Origin of the sequence: Enterococcus sp. RTP21361st1_A6_RTP21361_211029 (assembly GCF_040910045.1) — a bacterium.
GTDB lineage: Bacteria > Bacillota > Bacilli > Lactobacillales > Enterococcaceae > Enterococcus_D > Enterococcus_D gallinarum.
On record NZ_JBDGBK010000010.1, the window covers coordinates 1 to 18325 of the forward strand.

General features: G+C 42.2%; 17 protein-coding genes. 7 read left to right on the forward strand and 10 right to left on the reverse strand.

The genetic code is table 11. The features are described 5' to 3' along the window. Nucleotides 1-455, reverse strand: a 455-nt coding sequence (locus AB5Z52_RS02875; protein WP_368243324.1) for a transposase, incomplete at its 3' end; no start/stop codon positions are given. A gap of 119 nt (nucleotides 456-574) precedes the next feature. Then, nucleotides 575-1372: a formate/nitrite transporter family protein gene (locus AB5Z52_RS02880; RefSeq protein ID WP_003128082.1), complete on the reverse strand. Its 798-nt coding sequence runs from the start codon at nucleotides 1370-1372 to the stop codon at nucleotides 575-577. Nucleotides 1373-1744: 372 nt separating this feature from the next. Between AB5Z52_RS02880 and rpsD the strand changes: the two genes are divergently transcribed. Further along, a complete protein-coding gene (gene rpsD / locus AB5Z52_RS02885) occupies nucleotides 1745-2356 on the forward strand; it encodes a 30S ribosomal protein S4 (protein ID WP_003128081.1) in 612 nt (203 codons plus the stop codon). A gap of 246 nt (nucleotides 2357-2602) precedes the next feature. On the opposite strand, the gene spx is transcribed toward rpsD, so the two are convergent. From spx to AB5Z52_RS02900, 3 genes are all read right to left on the reverse strand, one after another. After that, entirely contained in the window at nucleotides 2603-3052 is a 450-nt protein-coding gene (gene spx / locus AB5Z52_RS02890) for a transcriptional regulator Spx (protein ID WP_060813259.1), read from the reverse strand. 35 nt (nucleotides 3053-3087) lie between these two features. Then, the gene (locus AB5Z52_RS02895; protein WP_060813260.1) at nucleotides 3088-3477 is read right to left on the reverse strand and encodes an Asp23/Gls24 family envelope stress response protein; all 390 of its coding nucleotides are present in this window, start codon (nucleotides 3475-3477) and stop codon (nucleotides 3088-3090) included. Nucleotides 3478-3773: 296 nt separating this feature from the next. Beyond that, on the reverse strand, nucleotides 3774-5135 hold the full coding sequence (locus AB5Z52_RS02900; protein WP_172956408.1) for a citrate/2-methylcitrate synthase: 1362 nt from the start codon (nucleotides 5133-5135) through the stop codon (nucleotides 3774-3776). 186 nt (nucleotides 5136-5321) lie between these two features. Between AB5Z52_RS02900 and acnA the strand changes: the two genes are divergently transcribed. From acnA to AB5Z52_RS02920, 4 genes are all read left to right on the forward strand, one after another. After that, nucleotides 5322-8021, forward strand: a complete 2700-nt coding sequence (gene acnA, locus AB5Z52_RS02905; protein WP_368243494.1) for an aconitate hydratase AcnA — start codon at nucleotides 5322-5324, stop codon at nucleotides 8019-8021. Beyond that, on the forward strand, nucleotides 8011-9261 hold the full coding sequence (icd, locus tag AB5Z52_RS02910; RefSeq protein ID WP_003128073.1) for an NADP-dependent isocitrate dehydrogenase: 1251 nt from the start codon (nucleotides 8011-8013) through the stop codon (nucleotides 9259-9261). Before acnA ends, icd begins: the two co-directional genes overlap by 11 nt. 138 nt (nucleotides 9262-9399) lie before the next feature. Beyond that, complete coding sequence (locus tag AB5Z52_RS02915; protein WP_368243495.1) at nucleotides 9400-10227, forward strand: helix-turn-helix domain-containing protein; 828 nt, start codon at nucleotides 9400-9402, stop codon at nucleotides 10225-10227. A gap of 82 nt (nucleotides 10228-10309) precedes the next feature. Next, nucleotides 10310-10834: a biotin transporter BioY gene (locus AB5Z52_RS02920; protein ID WP_003128071.1), complete on the forward strand. Its 525-nt coding sequence runs from the start codon at nucleotides 10310-10312 to the stop codon at nucleotides 10832-10834. 317 nt (nucleotides 10835-11151) lie between these two features. Here AB5Z52_RS02920 and AB5Z52_RS02925 read toward each other — a convergent pair whose 3' ends face one another. The 3 genes from AB5Z52_RS02925 to AB5Z52_RS02935 are packed head-to-tail and all read right to left on the reverse strand — an operon-like array spanning nucleotide 11152 to nucleotide 13009. Further along, a complete protein-coding gene (locus tag AB5Z52_RS02925; protein WP_003128069.1) occupies nucleotides 11152-12042 on the reverse strand; it encodes a metallophosphoesterase in 891 nt (296 codons plus the stop codon). Between the two features lies 1 nt (nucleotide 12043). After that, nucleotides 12044-12427: an iron-sulfur cluster biosynthesis family protein gene (locus AB5Z52_RS02930; RefSeq protein ID WP_003128068.1), complete on the reverse strand. Its 384-nt coding sequence runs from the start codon at nucleotides 12425-12427 to the stop codon at nucleotides 12044-12046. A 12-nt stretch (nucleotides 12428-12439) separates the two neighbouring features. Further along, nucleotides 12440-13009, reverse strand: coding sequence for a GNAT family N-acetyltransferase (locus tag AB5Z52_RS02935; protein WP_003128067.1), 570 nt, complete (start codon nucleotides 13007-13009; stop codon nucleotides 12440-12442). Between the two features lie 134 nt (nucleotides 13010-13143). Here AB5Z52_RS02935 and AB5Z52_RS02940 point away from each other — a divergent pair, with 134 nt between their 5' ends. Next, nucleotides 13144-13596: a YueI family protein gene (locus AB5Z52_RS02940; RefSeq protein WP_041119905.1), complete on the forward strand. Its 453-nt coding sequence runs from the start codon at nucleotides 13144-13146 to the stop codon at nucleotides 13594-13596. Between the two features lie 195 nt (nucleotides 13597-13791). Here AB5Z52_RS02940 and gshAB read toward each other — a convergent pair whose 3' ends face one another. Then, nucleotides 13792-16047, reverse strand: coding sequence for a bifunctional glutamate--cysteine ligase GshA/glutathione synthetase GshB (gshAB, locus tag AB5Z52_RS02945; RefSeq protein ID WP_003128065.1), 2256 nt, complete (start codon nucleotides 16045-16047; stop codon nucleotides 13792-13794). 221 nt (nucleotides 16048-16268) lie between these two features. Here gshAB and AB5Z52_RS02950 point away from each other — a divergent pair, with 221 nt between their 5' ends. Then, nucleotides 16269-16637 (forward strand): BlaI/MecI/CopY family transcriptional regulator, encoded by a 369-nt coding sequence (locus tag AB5Z52_RS02950; protein WP_003128064.1) that lies wholly within the window; start codon nucleotides 16269-16271, stop codon nucleotides 16635-16637. Between the two features lie 385 nt (nucleotides 16638-17022). Here AB5Z52_RS02950 and ftsY read toward each other — a convergent pair whose 3' ends face one another. Beyond that, nucleotides 17023-18324: a signal recognition particle-docking protein FtsY gene (gene ftsY / locus AB5Z52_RS02955; RefSeq protein WP_005470047.1), complete on the reverse strand. Its 1302-nt coding sequence runs from the start codon at nucleotides 18322-18324 to the stop codon at nucleotides 17023-17025. Nucleotide 18325 lies beyond the last annotated feature (1 nt).

Genomic DNA, 18325 nt, shown 5'->3' on the forward strand with positions numbered 1-18325 from the left:
GCTTTGATGTGGGTAGAATCCAGATACAAATTATCCTCTGTTACAAAACCTGCTTTAACTGCTTGTTCTAAAATATAGGCAAAAATATCCTCAAACACCGTCGTTTCTCTAAATCGGCGAACATAATTCTTTCCAAAAGTTGAGAAATGGGGGATTTTCTCCTCGAAGGAGTAGCCTAAGAACCAGCGGTAAGCGACATTGGTATCGACTTCCTTAATGGTTTGTCGCATGGAACGGATACCGAATAAATACTGAATAAACACCAATTTGATCAGAATCACTGGATCGATACCTGGGCGACCTAAATCGGAGTAAGTGGCTTCGACGATTGGATAAATAAATTCAAAATCAAGCGCGGCATCAATCTTTCGAACGAGATGATCTTGAGGAACTAGATCATCAATCGTAAGCATCGCAAATTGATTTCTACCATTCGTATTGTTTTTAGACATCATAGCTATCACTCCTTGCATTCGTTTTCATAAATCTATTATAAAAGAAAAGACTGTAGACATCATCCATAAAATGGACTTTGTCTACAGTCTGAAAGAAGCATTGCTGCTTCTTTCTTCGTTTAATCCACATAAGTTGATTTTGATTGATTGAGCCATGCATAGCCCAGACCCATGATCAAGCCGCCACCGATATAGTTCCCGATAAAGGCAAAGACAAGATTGTGAATCACGCTGCCGACAGTCATACCAGCTAAGTGGCCGCCAGATGCCCAGAAAGCTAACGTAAACGCTGGGAAGTTAGCGATGACGTGTTCATAGCCTAAGAAGGCAAAGATAAAGATAATGAAAATAATCGCAGCTACTTTCCCTGCATCATCTTTCATCCGCATACTTACTAAAACAGCTGTATTAACGACAATGTTTGCGAACATTGCTTCGACGACGATTTGGAGTGTCGGCTTATCAAGTTTTGCGGTAATGGAAGTCAATAAGAAATTATCCGCAGGCAACCCTTGAAAAGGTCCAGTCAAAGAAATAATTGATCCAAAAATCAAACCACCGACTAAATTGAAGAGCACACAAGTGAACAAAATCTTCAATGCCAAAGGAACACTCAATCGTTTGCGATAAACACCGACGGTCATATACAACATATTTGATGTGCCTAATTCTGCGTTCATATATAAGATCATGACAAGGGACCAACTAAACATAAATGCATACAACATTTTTCCTAGTCCATGTGCAATGTCCTCACCTTTCATAGCAATCGCAAAGGCAATCGCTGTTCCTAGCGTCAAGAAAAGACATGCCATCATGGCCCGTACAGCATAGCGTAAATAACTGCTTTTGATCAAATCGACCTTCTTTTCAATGGAAGAATCAATTTTTTCAAATAATGGGGATACTGGATTCATTTTTCTGCTCCTTTTTATGGGTATGATAATTGAGTTCGTTATAAAGTACACAATACCTTCACATTTTAATAACCAAACGCCTATTTGTAAAGTGTTTTCTGAAAAACGTTACTTTTTATATGAAATTTTCATCACATTTTCATTGCAATTGAATTCAATCATACCTTGACTTTTCCTCTTATTTTATCGTATACTGTTCCTTGTGTAAAATAATGCAGCAGGGAAATAACAGCTCGTCACCAGTTCGTTGCCTAAAAGGTTCAATTGCGTAACCGCGGCTGCAAAGGTGAAGATTGAAGAACGAACTGCACGGATGTGAATTTTTCAACGGATTATTTTACTCCAAACTATATTTATTGGAGGAACTAAATTATGTCTCGTTATACAGGACCATCATGGAAAATTTCTCGTCGTTTAGGAATTTCTCTTTCAGAAACTGGTAAAGAATTGGCACGTCGTCCTTACGCTCCAGGACAACACGGACCAAACAGCCGTGGCAAAAAATCAGAATACGGTATGCAATTGACTGAAAAACAAAAACTTCGTCATATGTATGGCATGAACGAACGTCAATTCCGTACATTGTTTATCAAAGCAAGCAAAATCAAAGAAGGTAAACACGGTGTTAACTTCATGATCTTGTTAGAACAACGTTTGGATAACGTCGTTTACCGTTTAGGTCTTGCAACTACTCGTCGTCAAGCACGTCAATTAGTAAACCATGGCCACATTTTAGTAGATGGCAAACGTGTAGATATCCCTTCTTACCATGTTGAAGTTGGTCAAGTGATCAGCGTTCGTGAAAAATCACAAAACATCTCAACAATCAAAGAAGCAATCGAAGCAACTACTGGTCGTACAGCATTTGTAAGCTTTGATGATGAAAAATTAGAAGGTTCATTGACTCGTTTACCAGAACGCGATGAATTGACTGCAGAAGTTGACGAAGCACTAGTCGTTGAATTCTACAACCAAAAACTATAAGAATTTTCACCAGAAGCTGCGACAGAAATCTTGTCACAGCTTCTTTTTTTATAAATTGTTAGAAATAACTTCTTCGGAAAGAAGTCAAAATTTCACAGAAATCCGACAAGCAATTTTCGAACTCTCCTTTTCATCTCTCTTGAAGCAGACTACTTCTGACATGACCTCTTTTTTGAGAAATCAAAAAAACTGTGCTGGTTTCCCGAAGAAATACCACACAGTTCGCGATTAATCGGCAGGTCGACTTCAAATAATATTGACGACGGACTCTCCGGATGATTTTTTTTGATGATAGTTGAACAACAGCAAATCTTTCTGACGCTTTTTAAAGATTACTTTCCGAATATTGCGTGGCACAAATTTGCGGATATCATCTTCATTATATCCTACTTGCAGTTTGTCGCCATCAACAATGATGGGACGTTTCAATAAATTCGGGTATTGCTCAATCAATGCTAATAATTCTTCTAATTTCAAGTCATCCAAATCAATGGCTAATTTTTGATACACTTTTGAACGTGTTGAGATAATATCTTCTGTCCCGTTTTTTGTCAAAGAAAGAATTTCCAGTAGTTCATCACTATTTAATGGATCGCTAAAAATGTTTCTTTCTTTGAAGGGTAGTTCATTTTCGGTCAACCAAGCCCGCGCTTTGCGACATGATGTACAGCTAGGCGTTGTGTATAGTGAAATCATTGATCATTCTTCCTTTCTGATTTTTCTGCGGATTCTTATTGATTATCTGTGATTTTTTCGATCGTTTCTTGTTTGACGACATCCACGATGCGAATGTTGATTTCTTTGACTTCTAAAGCAGTCAACCGACTAACTTCTTGCAAAACAATTTCTTGGATCTGAGCAAACAACCGGGGAATATCCTTCCCGTAGGCAACAATAACTTCCAAATCAATTGCTACTTGTTCTTTGCCAACTTCCACTTCGATCCCCGATGTCACATTGCTCTGGTCGGCCAAATCTTCCGTCATACTTGAAAAAAATTTTCCATCTGCACTGATTAAGCCATCAATTGACGCCAAGGCTACACCTACGATCGTCTGCAAGACTTTCTCCTCAAAGGTAAGCGAAGCAGTCTCTACACTTGCCGCTTGTTCATTTTCCATTTTTCACACTCCTTGTTTGCATTTCTGAAAAAAGAACGTTTTTTTTAGTAACAGATCCACCAAAACCAACAACCTTTTGCGGTTATCTGCCACCATGGGTAAAAATACCCTCCTCTATTAGCATAGAAGTTTTTTGTTTTTTTTACAAAGAAAAACACTTGTTACCGGATACTTTTTTTTGCAAATTACCGAAATAAGGTACGTTTTTTTAATATAAAAAAGCGATTCCAGAAAATATTTCCCTCGATCGCTTCTTATATTTTATCTGATTTATCTAAAAAGATTCTTCCTCAATCCTACCGCTCATTCAACCTTGTATAGCTCCGGTCAGAAGACACTTCCTTATAAGCTGGTCGCATGATTTTTTGGGCATTGACTAATTCTTCGATTCGATGAGCAGACCAGCCGACGATTCGCGCAATCGCAAACATCGGTGTGTAAAGTTCTTCTGGCAAGTCTAACATTTTATAAACAAAGCCGCTGAAAAAATCAATGTTCGCACTGACGCCTTTATACATTTTTCGTTTTTGAGCAATCACTTCCGGAGCGATTCGTTCAACAGTTGTGTAAAGTTGATATTCTTGCCAAGCGCCGATGCCTTTCTCTTGTGCGAGTTTGGCTACATAATTTTTAAAAATTGCCGCTCGAGGATCATTGTCACTGTAGACAGCATGTCCCATACCATAGATCAAGCCCTTGCGATCAAAAGCTTCTTTATCCAAAACTGCTTCTAAATAACGACGAACTGCAGCTTCATCTGTTGTATCAGCAATCTGGCGTTTCAGATCACTCATCATCTCCGTCACTTTGATATTGGCTCCACCGTGTTTAGGCCCTTTTAGCGACCCTAATGCGGCTGCGATCGTTGAATAAGTATCGGTACCGCTAGAAGTAACTACCCGAGTAGTAAAGGTCGAGTTGTTTCCGCCCCCATGTTCCATATGAAGCACCAGCGCCATATCCAAGGTTTGAGCTTCTTGAAAACTATAGGCTTTATTAGGACGCAGCATGGTCAAAATCGTTTCTGCCGTGCTTAATTCCTCCGAAGGGCGATGAATATACATACTTCCCTCTTGATTGTAGTGATTATAGGCGTGGTAAGCGTAGATCGCCAGCAGTGGAAAGACACTGATCAGCATCAAACTTTGCTCTAATACATTCTCAATACTGACATCATCGGCTTGCGGATCATAACTGGCTAATGTCAAAATACTGCGAGATAAACTATTCATGATATCCGCAGAAGGTGCTTTCATGATCACGTCACGAACAAAATTGGTTGGAAGCGTACGTTTATCCGCCAATAACTGACGAAATCCCTGCAATTCAGATAACTTTGGCAGCTCGCCAAAAAGTAATAAATATGCAATCTCTTCAAAACCAAACCGATTTTCTTCAACGAATCCTGCAACCAGTTCATTGATATCGATTCCGCGATAACGTAATTCCCCACAAGCCTCGAGGGGTTTCCCCGCCACGATTTTTTCTGGATAAATGGTAGAAATGGTTGTTAAGCCGGCTAAGACGCCTTTTCCATCTAAATCTCTCAGTCCACGTTTTACGTCATATTCTGAATAAAGATTCATATCGATTTGATTGTGTTTCTGACACAATGATGAAAGATATACGATATTCTTTTCTTTTTCTAATTTTTCCACAGCCATGTTACCTCCTAACATCCTTACGTAACCATGCTACTAACTTCATTTGATTCAAAAAATAAAAACTTTTAAACATTATAGCACGATGTTTATAAAATGAAATATTTTTCATAATTTTAATTGATTTTTCTTTTTATAAACGTATAATTATTCCTAATAGATTGATATTTAAGGAGGATGCTTATGAATTGGCACACAAACCTGATCGTGAATGATCAGCGCTATACGTTTATTGATTTAGCAAAGGTCGCGGCTGACTTTAACGCTGAATTAAAAAGATTGCCTTACTCGATTCGCGTGTTACTAGAAAGTGTCGCCCGTCACCAAGATGAAGAGATTACTGCTGTTTACTTGGATTATTTGGTCAATTGGAACGCTGAACAGCCCACAGGCGTCGTACCTTTCAAACCCGAACGTGTCGTTTTGCAAGACTTCACTGGTGTTCCAGCGGTCGTAGACCTTGCTGCGATGCGAGACGCCATCGTTGCCTTAGGTGGGAATGCAGATACGATCAATCCTGAGATTCCCGTGACTTTGGTTGTCGATCATTCCGTCCAAGTCGATTGTGCAGGGACTCCGGAAGCAGTGGCTTTCAATACGGCGCGTGAATTTGAACGAAACCAAGAGCGCTACCAATTCTTGAAGTGGGCTCAGGGTTCATTTGACAATTTTGAAGTCGTCCCTCCAGAGACCGGTATCATCCATCAAGTAAATATTGAATCACTTTCTGATGTGATTTTGGAAAAAAAAATTGCTGGCGAGCCGTTTCTTTTTCCGGATACATTGCAAGGAACAGATTCCCATACAACGATGATCAATGGTCTCGGTGTATTGGGCTGGGGCGTTGGCGGTATCGAGGCAGAAGCAGCGATTTTGGGCGAGCCGTCATTTTTCCCGACTCCAGAAGTTATCGGTGTCTGTTTTGTGAACGAAATGCCTGCCGGTACGACCGCAACTGATTTGGCGTTGACTGTTACTGAAGTCTTGCGAAAGGAGCAAGTGGTAGGAAAATTTGTTGAATATTTCGGAACCGGTTACCAACGGTTAAGTTTAGCTGACCGTGCGACCCTTGCCAATATGGCACCAGAATATGGCGCCACTTGCGGTTTTTGTCCAATTGATGAAGAGACCCTCAACTATTTAGCTACTACGGGACGAACACCCGAATTGATCCATAAGGTTGCTGCCTACACAAAAGCCAATCATCTCTTTTATGATGCGACGGAGATACCAGACTACACCAAAACGGTCACCATCGATCTAGCCAAGATCCAGCCCGCATTGGCAGGACCAAAACGACCACAGGACCGTATCTTATTACCGGAAGTTGGCACTGATTTCGATCGTTCCCTCACGGCTGACATCGGACCAAAAGGCTTCGGTCTTTCGGAGAAGGAATGGCAAAAAAGCAGCCAAGTTAACTGGCCAAACGAGCCTTCCGAAACATTGCAGACAGGAGATATCGTACTTGCAGCTATCACTAGCTGTACGAATACGAGCAATCCCTTCGTCATGCTCTCTGCGGGATTGTTAGCAAAAAAGGCGGTAGAAAAAGGATTGACCGTGCCAAAATCGGTCAAGACTTCCTTGGCCCCTGGTTCCCAGATCGTAACCACCTATTTGACTGCCAGTGGATTATTGCCTTATCTTGAACAATTAGGCTTTTATTTAGTTGGATACGGCTGTACGACTTGTATCGGCAACTCCGGTCCATTAGAAGCACCCGTAGCAGAAGCAATCGAAAACGAAAATTTACTGGTCGCTTCTGTTTTATCTGGAAACCGCAACTTTGAAGGTCGGATCCATCCACAGATCAAAGCCAATTATTTAGCTTCTCCTCCGTTAGTCGTCGCCTATGCCATTGCTGGAACCATCCGGAAAGATTTGACGAAGGAGCCTCTAGGCATCGTAGCAGGACAAGAAATTTATCTGACGGATATCTGGCCAAGTAACGAAGAAGTCAATGAATATATTCAAGCTTTTGTTGGACCAGAAGCGTTTCGTGCAGCTTATGCGCATCTATTCGACGCCAATGAGCGTTGGAACCGTATCGATACAACTGCCAGTGATTGTTATGCTTGGGAGGACACATCAACATATATTGCCCACCCACCCTATTTTGATTCCTTGACCAAAGAATTACCTATCCAAACAAGTTTGTCTGATTTGAAAGTGTTAGCCAAATTGGGGGATTCTGTTACGACAGACCATATTTCTCCCGCTGGTAGCATTGGATTAGATTCTCCCGCCGGCAGGTTTTTGCAAACCAAAGCTGTTCCTTACCGTGAGTTCAACTCTTTTGGTTCACGGCGAGGCAATCATCACATCATGATGCGGGGAACTTTCGGCAACATTCGTTTACAGAATCAGCTGGTTCCTGGAAGTACTGGCGGGATCACCCATTATTTTCCTACAGGGGAAACGATGTCAATCTATGACGCTGCCATGAATTATCAGAAAAACGAACAGTCTTGCATTATTTTAGCTGGTAAAGATTATGGGATGGGTTCTTCCCGAGATTGGGCAGCTAAAGGGACCCAACTTTTAGGCGTCAAAGTAGTCTTGGCAGAAAGTTTCGAACGGATTCATCGCAGCAATTTGGTCATGATAGGTGTGATTCCTCTAGAATATCTTGCTGGGCAAACTTCCGCTTCCTTGGGATTGGATGGCTCTGAATCCTTCTTTATCCAACTGCCCGAAGAACCGCAGGTCAATCAGCAGATTGATGTGACAGCCAAACGTACAGATGAAACAATGATCACCTTTCCGACTCGGCTGCGTTTCGATGCACCAGCAGATATCCGTTACTGGAAACATCAAGGAATCTTACCAATGGTCATTCGCAAAAAAATAGAAGCAGGAGGAACTAGCAATGCATTCTGAAGCGTCCTTATCTAACACTGTTCTCACAATTCCTTATATCAGTGGTGACGGCATTGGTCCAGAAATTTGGCAAGCAGCGCAACCTGTGATTGATGCGGCCGTAAAACAAGCGTATGGTCCCAAAAGAAGGATCCACTGGCAAGAAGTTTTAGCTGGTGAAAAAGCATTTAGACAAACCGGCGAATGGTTGCCGCAGTCGACTCTTACCACTATCCAAGAGGCTAAAATCGCATTGAAGGGACCATTGACCACACCAGTTGGCAAAGGATTCCGATCCCTCAATGTCACATTGCGCCAAACATTAGACCTCTATGCTTGTGTTCGGCCCGTTCGATACTTTGCCGGGGTACCTTCTCCTTTGAAGCATCCGGAAAAGACGAATATGGTGATTTTCCGTGAAAATACAGAAGATGTTTACGCAGGAATCGAATTTGCAAAAAATGATCCCCTCACGAAACAATTAATTGAGGTGCTGCAAACACAATTCAGTGTCAAAAACATTCGCTTTCCAGAAAGCAGCGCCATCGGGATCAAACCGATCTCAAAAGAGGGCAGTCAGCGGTTGATCAGCGGAGCGATCGAGTATGCTATCGCACACCACTTGCCGTCTGTCACCCTTGTTCATAAAGGGAACATCATGAAATTCACCGAAGGCGGCTTCAAAAATTGGGGCTATCAATTAGCGGAAACGAATTATGCCGATCAGTGCTTCACGATGAACCAATGGGCAACAATTAAATCTGAGCAGAATATTGAAGCGGCTCAAGCAGCACTTGCTGCTGCACAACAAGCCGGAAAAGTCATTATCAATGATGTGATCGCAGATAATTTCCTGCAACAGATTCTTTTGTACCCAGAAAAATTTTCAGTGATCGCAACTTGCAATCTCAATGGCGACTATCTTTCCGACGCATTAGCCGCTCAAGTCGGCGGAATTGGGATCGCTCCAGGTGCAAATATCAATTATGTAAGTGGTGCCGCAATCTTTGAAGCAACCCACGGTACTGCCCCCGATATCGTTGACACAGGAAAAGCCAATCCCTGCTCGTTGTTGCTCTCTGCTTGTATGCTCTTGGAATATATCCAGTGGGATGAAGCAGCAGTTCTTATTACCACAGCCATCGAGACAGCAATCAAGGAAAAGAAAGTCACAACTGACTTTGCGGCAGCTATGACTGACGCGCATTGTTTGTCTACCAAAGCGTTCGGTGACTATCTGGTCACATTGATCACTCCATAATCATTCACCGCTCTCGTTGACTTGTCATTTTAGACAACTCAACGAGGGCTTGAATTTTTTTGAGACAACTCAACGAAGGCTTGATTGTATTTCAGTTGCTAGTTCCCCTATACTGGAGACACGAAAGGAGGAGTTCACATGAATGAATTCAACATACGGCAAATCGGCCAACGGATTGCCAGCAAACGTCGAGAACTAAATATGACTCAAAGCAACTTAGCAGATCAATTATTGGTCAGTTATCAAGCTATCAGCAATTGGGAGCGAGGCAATACATTGCCTGACATCGAAAAATTGTCCCAGCTAGCAACAATTTTGCAGTTATCCATTGACGAACTATTAGGAAATAGCGGAGTTGCAGTAATGCATTACCACGAGGGAGTCGCCGATTCTCAGGAAATCACCACGTTGGCGCCGATCATTAAACCTAAAGAATTGGCAGCTGCGACTCAAGCCCAGCCTTTTGAACTTGAGTTAGTGGAGCAATTGGCACCTTTTTTGAGCAGTGAAGAATTATTTGCTTTATTGAAACCTATAACAGAACCGCTGACCGAAGAAGCACTAGAAGAATTTTTACCTTTTTTAGAGACAGATCATTTGGAACAATTGATGAAAGAGGACTATACTTTCGCTTTTCTGGAAGAAGCAGCGCCCTACTTATCTGCCACTTTCTTAGCCCAAAAAGTTGAGCAGTCTGTCTCAAACTCGCTGTCTTTGTACGAGTTGGAAGATATTGCCCCTTTTCTCGAAAAGCAAGATCTAGGACGCATTCTTCAAAAGATCCTGGCAGCGTCAGAGAATCCGGAGCAACGGTTGTCAGAGCTTGAAGACCTGCTACCTTTTCTCGATGAATCTACGTTAGTAACGCTTGTCGGATACTTTCCTGTACCCTCTGAGGTTTTTGAACTGTTTACCCCTTTTTTGGCTACAGAAACTTTGTTGCAAACGTTGCGAAAAAAACGTTGATTTACTCTTTACTTTTCGTTAACCAAGATTTATAATTTCGTTAACCAACTATTGGATTATGTGTTAACGAAAGAAGGATACTATGAAACTACCATTGCGAGAACAAATCTATGCTGCTTTTTTTGCCATCATTATTGCTGGGCTGTCTCAACTAACCATCCCATTAGGATTGATTCCTCTGACAGGCCAAACCTTTGCTGTCGGCTTGGCGGTAACCTTTCTAGGAATGCGCACAGGGACCATGTCGATCCTTATTTACTTATTGCTGGGGTTGATCGGATTACCAGTTTTTGCCGGCGGAGCAAGTGGCATCGGCGTCTTATTCGGACCTACAGGCGGCTATCTGATTGGTTTTATCTTTAATGGACTCTTGACGGGGAAACTTTTGGAAACAGGCCGCGCCGGATATGTGAGAGGGATGTTAGCGAATATCGCTGGTGCATTAGCAACATTGTTTTTTGGTACCTTATGGTTAAAATGGAGCACCGCTATGTCTTGGACTGCTGCCATCAATGGCGGTTTTGTTCTCTTCCTTCTGCCCGGTGTGATCAAAGCCATTGCTGCGGCTTATTTAGGGATTTTCTTGCGGAAAAGATTGCAGCGGTAAAAAAAGAGAAAGTAGCAAACGTGGACTGCTTCAAGCAATAAAAAGGAATTGCCGAAAATTGCTGCTTTATTTTTTTGAAATTTCTGCTTATTTCCGAAGAAGCTACTGTTAGTCGTTTATTCGAAAAAAAGAGGGACTGTGCCATAAGTCATCATCCAACAAGTTAAACCGAATAATAGTCTGTTGCTAGGATAGATTCCTCTGACTTTTGCGACGAGGAGTCCCTGCACCGCAGGAGCAATAATCATTAATGTTCGGATAGTTTTACTTGTAGGAGACTTATGACACAGTCCCGCACGCTTTTATCTCGTAGCGAATCAATAGTTGATCCATGTGATTGCTTGCTGGAGCTCTGCTCTTAAATGGGCTGCTTTGTATTGATTGAACGCTGCTTGATTAGTTCGCAAAAGTCCCCGTAGCTTTGTTGGCTGAAAATTTTCTGTCAACTGATTTTCCAGAACAAATCGTCGGGTCAATTGCCATTCATAGTAATAGCCCAAAGGACGACAGCTATAAATCGTCTGTCCAATCACTTGATCTTCAAACCGACGATGGGTATGACCAAAGACTACTTGACGCACATTGTCCGCCTCATCAATAACTGCCCCAAATTCTGGTGAACCTAGAAACGCGTTCAAATGATTCCAACGAACATACTTCCCCGTTTGTTTGACGATAAAGGTTGCTTTCGGAACAAAATGAGTCGTTACGATGACTTCTTTATCTTGAGGGAGCCCTCGCAATGTTTGACGCAGTCTTTCATTGATCTGATGACTGATTTCCGGATCGGTTCCTGTCCGCTGAATCATACGATCATACCAAAAGAGGTGCTTGAGACGAAGGATCTCTTCTGTGCTTTGCAAGTCAGAATAGCCGTAGTCATACCAGCCATTGACACCTAACAAGAGTGTTTTTTCCGATAAAGCGACTGTTTGAAAGTTCAAGAAAGCTGGATCAGGATAGGTTTCGATCAATGATTCTGATAAATCAGCCATTTCATGATTGCCCCAATGAAAGGTAGTAGGCAGCTGTCTTTGAAAGAAATCAATGACGGTCATCGCTGCTGTCTCTTTGTTTGCAATATCTCCAGCTAGATGCAAGTGCGTCGCTTGATTGGCGTCTAGCAATTCGGCTATCAGCTGCAAGTCTGTTGCACTGAAATGATTGATATCGACATGCAAATCGCTGATAACGGCTAATTTCCCCATATCAGTTTCCTGCCACCTTTTTGTCCATGCGCAACAGTTGAACGTTAGATGCCAGCAGACCGCTGTCACTAGTCAACTGCAAGCGCTGATAGTCAGGATCGACCACCAAGCGTGTCCGCTCTTCTAAATACATTGCTGCGCCTTGTTTTAACCAAACTGTTCCAATTGCTGTATCCAGCTTCGTATCATAGATAGACAATCCTTCTTCTGGATAATCTGCTGGTACGAGGATCAAGCGAAAACTAATATCTAACCGGCAAGAGATCGCCGTAGCCGGAAAAGGTCCCACACCATCTTCAAAATCTAGATAAATTCGATCTCCCTCCTGTTTGACTTCTGAGATTTTTGCTACTGCTGCTGCATCCATATCAATCGTTATTTCCATAGCGATTCTCCTTTACATGATTCGTTTTTGCCACTCGTCTCGGGTAATTCCCCGCATCACTTCGTCCACTACTTGCCCACGAAATCTTCGCGCAGCCGGAATCTGTGCTTCCACTTTCATGCCAATTTTTTCCATCACGCGACCAGATCGATGATTTCGCTGATCGTGCAGTGCATAAATACGAACAAGCGCTAATTTTTCAAAACCCAAAGACAAAAGCATCCGAGCAGCTTCCGGTACGATCCCTTGCCCCCAGAAAGCTTTATTCAAGGTATAGCCTAGTTCTGCCACTTCCTTTAGCGGGTCCACCCGCAAGTCGATCGTTCCGATCATATTGCCACTCATTTTCTCTTCAATAGCAAATTTACCTAATGGCGCCGCTAAAAAATACATTGCAATGGCGATTTTTGTATCCACAAGTGATTGATGCCTCGGAAAAACAAACTCCGTCGTTTCTTCATCACTTGCGTATTCGAATAAATCATTGGCATCTGCCATCGTCACAGGACGCAACCATAATCGTGGTGTCTCGATTCGTTGATTTTCTGCTAAAATCAATAAGTGGTTCTTTTGGATTTCCATGTTTCACCAGCTTTCTTTCTGATCTTTTTTAGTCTTTTTTATGACCTCACTGAAATAGCTAAATGTTTCTAATAATCGACGCTCCCTTTTTTGTGCTATAATATAAAGCAAGAAAACGCTTAGGAGGATTTTCAATGTCCGATGAATTGGAGAAACGCCTAGATACAGGAATGTACGGGACACCTCGTGTTAATCCAGATGAACAAAGAAAATACTTGGGAACGTTTCGTGAACGTTGTTATCTAAGTATGACGGTAGCAGAAATGAAGAAAAAGGACAACCAAGAAACGTTACAGTCGGTTCTCCCTAACTATCAAGGGGCACTGATCTTGATCAACGGAAAATTGCCCGAAACGCTTCAGACGACCTTTATTTCATTGATTACGAAACAACAGCTCGATTTTCGAGTGGTGACTGACGCCCAGACTGCTGATCCTGACAGTATCGGTTTACTGATCGTTGCCAATGAGGCAGTGAATGAAGAGGTAATCGATATCGAAGAAAAGTATCCTCAAAAGACAAAATCATCTTCCGAAGAAGATCCCATCAAAGAAAAAAAACCATTCTGGGAACGATTCTTCCGCTAAACAAACCAACGGATCAATTACTAGTGATCCTTCACTAGTACGAACAGCAAAAGAAGTTGTATTAGAAATGGTCAGCTTTAAGATATTTCGGCTTATTTCCGAAGAAGCTACTTCTAACCATTTATTCTAAAAAAAGGAACAGTGACAAAAGCCTTGTCACTGTTCCTTTTTCAACTTCTGACTGTTAAGCGGCTGTTAAAATCGTTCCGGAAAAAGCAGCTTGAGGACAGACATGGTTAAGCGGCGGCTTTGTCCTTGGTACGGGTAAATATGCATATGCATAGCGGGATTGAAGTTCGCTTCAATAATGCCGTATGCTCCCGGATCCTCCGCGGGCTTTTCCTTGTCAGGAATAATCAAATCAATCCCACTGATTCGTGCCTGTAATGCGGTCACGGCATCTGCAGCGATTTTTTTGTAGTCATCATTAAATTGATCGGTGACATCGATCGAATCGCCGCCCGTGCTGATATTGGAATTTTCCCGCAAGTAAACGATTTGTCCTTTTTCTGGGACAGAATCTATGTGATAGCCTTGCTCTTTCAACATCAACTGTTCCAATTCACCTAATTGGATCTTCTCCAACGGTGTCCGATGGTGGGTCCCCCGTAATGGATCGGTATTTTTCTCTGCAACTAATTCCTTGATCGTGCGCCGACCATCTCCTATTACATTTGCCGGTATTCGTAGCAAAATTGCTTCAACTTGACCATCGATCACAAAGAAACGATACTCTGTTCCAGCAAGGAATGCTTCAACTAAAATCGACTGGTCTTCAGCAAAAGCTAAACGGACAGCAGCTTGATAGTCCTCCAACGAAGCGCCATCCTTAAAGATCGAGATTCCCACGCCATAGTTGGTTGTTTTGGGTTTGACGACAAAACCTCTGTCAGCAAATTGCGGGTAAGCAGCAAGCGCCTTTTCTACAGTGGCGAATTCTGCTCCTGCAGGAACCCGAAAACCATTCTCAGCTAAAATCTTTTTTGTGACCGTTTTATTGGCCATGATCAAAGGAACGATATAACGATCCTTACTTGTCATATTAGCGTTTTTGACATATTCAACATGTTCATCGATCGATAATTTCAAGAACTGATCAGATTCATCCAACACTTCCACCTTGATTCCCTTTTGAATCGCATCGAACATCAAAATTTGTGTTGACAGTTCCATGTTGGTGAAGCCTGCTAACTGATAAGGTTTTTCCCAGGCAACTTGATGATAGGATACTCCTAGTTCAGTTGCCACTTGAGCCTGACTTGACCTTTGGCTGGCTTGATATAAACGACCGGCAAAAGTTTTGCCGGGATCTTCCAACATTGGCAGCAGTTGATCCAGTAAAGGCATTGTCGGCAGACTGATTTCCTTTGCAAAAGCGATCAATTCTTCCGCAACTACTTTAGCTTCTTCAAGATAGATCGTTTGATTCAATGGGTGTTCCAATGCCACTTGATTGTTTTTGCGATTTCCTTCTTCGACCCAAGCATCGGCATCAGCGCCCTCCTCTTTCGTTGCTAAGTATAACAAGAAAAGGTGCAGAAATTTCACTTGATCTTGCGAAATACCATACATTTCAAAGGGATTGATATCAATATTGCGTAATTCAATGTAACGAATTCCCGCTGTTGCTAAGTCGGCAACCTTTTGCCCCCCTCGCAGGCGAACTGGTGCATAAAACTCTTTTTCCTCAGATAGTTTGCCAGTTTCTACCAGCTCAGCGATATCCGCCAGATAGGTCTCAAGAGAGGCATAAGACACGTTGACATCGGTATGATTCGTGTAGCCATAGCGGCTGTTACGAATGCTGCGGACAGGTTCTTGCGGTCCAGAACCCGCCATAAAATAATTGGCTTCCGTTTGCGGCGTTGCTCCAAAGAAATAAGTCAAAAACCAGCGGTAATGCAAGTAATTTCGGGTAACTTTCAAGTAAAGTTCTGTTTTAAACCTACGATAATCTGTTTCTGACGACTTGGTAAATAACTTTCTTAAAAAATCATCCCCAAATTCAAAATTGAAGTGGATGCCGCTGACCATTTGCTTACGACGCCCATACGTCCTTGCCAAAAACCGACGATAAAGAACATCTTCAAAACGATCCAGCTTTGCGATCACGATATCCTCTTCTTTTTCCGGCAACGCAGGCGGCATACTTAATGGCCAAAGCATCTCCTCAGGTGCCATCGAACGATAAGCAACATCATGGATCGCAGCCAGATAACGAAATAGTTCCTCTGAGCTTTCCGCGACTGGCGTGATCAATTCCAACTGATTTTCAGCAAAATCGGTTTGTATGTACGGATGAAAACTACGATTGCCTAATGCTTCAGGATGATCTGTCCCAGCAAAACTTCCGTCTAAACGTGCACGCTGCGCCTCACGTTCGATCCCATAACGCCCATCAAATAAGTAGGGACGCAGTTCTTCTTGTATAAAAAGTGATTTTAGTGTCATATCATTGCCCTCTTTGTCTTAGATTCTTCCTTATTATAGTCAATAATCCAGCAGAAAAAAATGAAATTGTGCGATTCTCTTTGCTAGTTTTTTAAAAATTACCAAGTTTTTACAAATTACTTGAATAAATTTGATATTTGACCTCTAAATAAAGTATACTTACTATATAATAGTAAATTATTATGTCAATATTACAACTTTTTTGAAAGGAAGAATAGTGAATGAAACCACTCAATCTTACCAAACGCGAACGTCAGATCATGAATATCTTCTGGAATGCTGAAAAACCTTTGTCTGCAAATGACATTGCGGTTCAACAACAGGACTTAAGTAAAAACACGATCCAAGCCGTTGTCAGAAAATTAAAGAACCATGATTTATTGAAAGTAGCTGACATCGGCTACAGCGGTACTGTCTTGACCCGCTTGTATTCTCCAAATGTTTCTCAAGAAGATTTTCTAGCTGCCGAACTCTCTGAACAATCGTTGCTGAATCTAGTCTCGAATTTCATTGAAAACAGTGAGGATGCCGAGACATTGAATGATTTGGAAAAAATCATCAAAGAGCGGCAAGCACAGCTAAAAAACTGATTTCTGAAACAAGTTGTTCTTGTTCACAGAGAAATGTCCACGCTGAACATTTCTGACAAGACAAGGAATCTTTCTTGGAATGATTTCAATTTCAGGAACAGCAGCTACATCCTTTTAGCTGCTGATGGGGAGGTTTTGTGAACCAGAAGTCACACGTCATCTGTTACGTATTCTGCTGTGGTACTTCATGTACATCGCAGCTGTCAAACAAACGTATGCCTATAAAGTTTATTTCCATAACCGATGAGCTTTATGCAAGTTCCTTAACAAAAAATATCCGAACTACTACTGATTACTCCTACCGTTAACGCCATCGCGAGATGATGAAGAGGAATAATCAAACATAGTTCGGATATTTTTGTCTTATTTCAAGCGATGAACAGCATCAACCTTCGTTGATGAGACCTTTAAATAGCCCAACAACAAACTCATTTGGATCAAACGGCTCAAGGTCGTTGATTCCTTCCCCTAATCCGACCAATTTAACCGGTAAACGCAATTCATTGCGAATCGCTAAAACGATCCCACCTTTGGCAGTTCCATCTAATTTCGTCAAGACCAATCCTGTAACATCCGTGGTTTCTTTGAATTGTTTGGCTTGGTTCATCGCATTCTGACCAGTCGTCGCATCTAACACGAGCAACACTTCATGAGGCGCATTCGGCTCTACTCGTTGAATGATCCGTTTGATTTTCTCTAACTCATTCATCAAATTGACTTTATTTTGCAAACGACCAGCGGTATCAACTAATAGAACATCTGCTTGCTCTGCTTTCGCTCGTTCCATCGCATCAAATACGACGGCTGCCGGATCACCACCAGCTTTCCCTCGAACGACTTCCACACCTGCTCGATCCCCCCAAACGACGAGCTGATCGATTGCTCCAGCTCGAAAGGTATCCGCAGCTGCCAACAACACTTTCTTGCCTTCTGATTTGAATTGATGCGCCAGTTTTCCAATGCTGGTGGTTTTACCGACGCCATTCACACCGACAAATAAAATGACGGTCAATCCAGGTTGCATATTTAGTTCGTTGACTTCGTCGACACCCGCTTCACCGTAAAGATCGACTAGTTTTTCAATAATAACATTTTGAACCTCTGCCGGCTTCTTGACATTTCGCAACTTGACCTCTTGACGCAGTGCATCCGTGATCTTGATCGCTGCATCAAAGCCTACATCGGCTCCAATCAATGTCTCTTCGACTTCTTCAAAAAAATCTTCGTCTACAGAGCGAAAATTCGCGAACAGCTCATTGAGTCGTTGCCCGAAAGTTTTGCGAGATTTCGATAGTCCCTTCGTGTACTTATCTTGTACATCCTCTTTGTGAACCGCTGTTGGCTGAGGTTGTACTTCAGGTTTTTTTACCGTTTCACTAGGTGTCACGACGTCGAATGGTTCAGCTGATTTCAGATCTTGTGCTCCTTCTGATGATGAAGTATCAGCCGCGGACTCCTCTGTTTCTGTTGGCTGCAACGCGGAATCGGTAGTAGTTTCTGGACGAGAATCCAGTGTTGGTTCCGTCGATTCTACTGTTTGTTCTTGTGCGGAATGGTCATCTGCGACGGATGACTCATCGACAGATGACTCTGGAGATTCAACTAGTTCCTCTACTTCGCCTTGCACTTTGTCTTGCTCTTTTGATTCACCAATCAAAGCTTTTTTAATTTTGTCAAAAAATCCCATT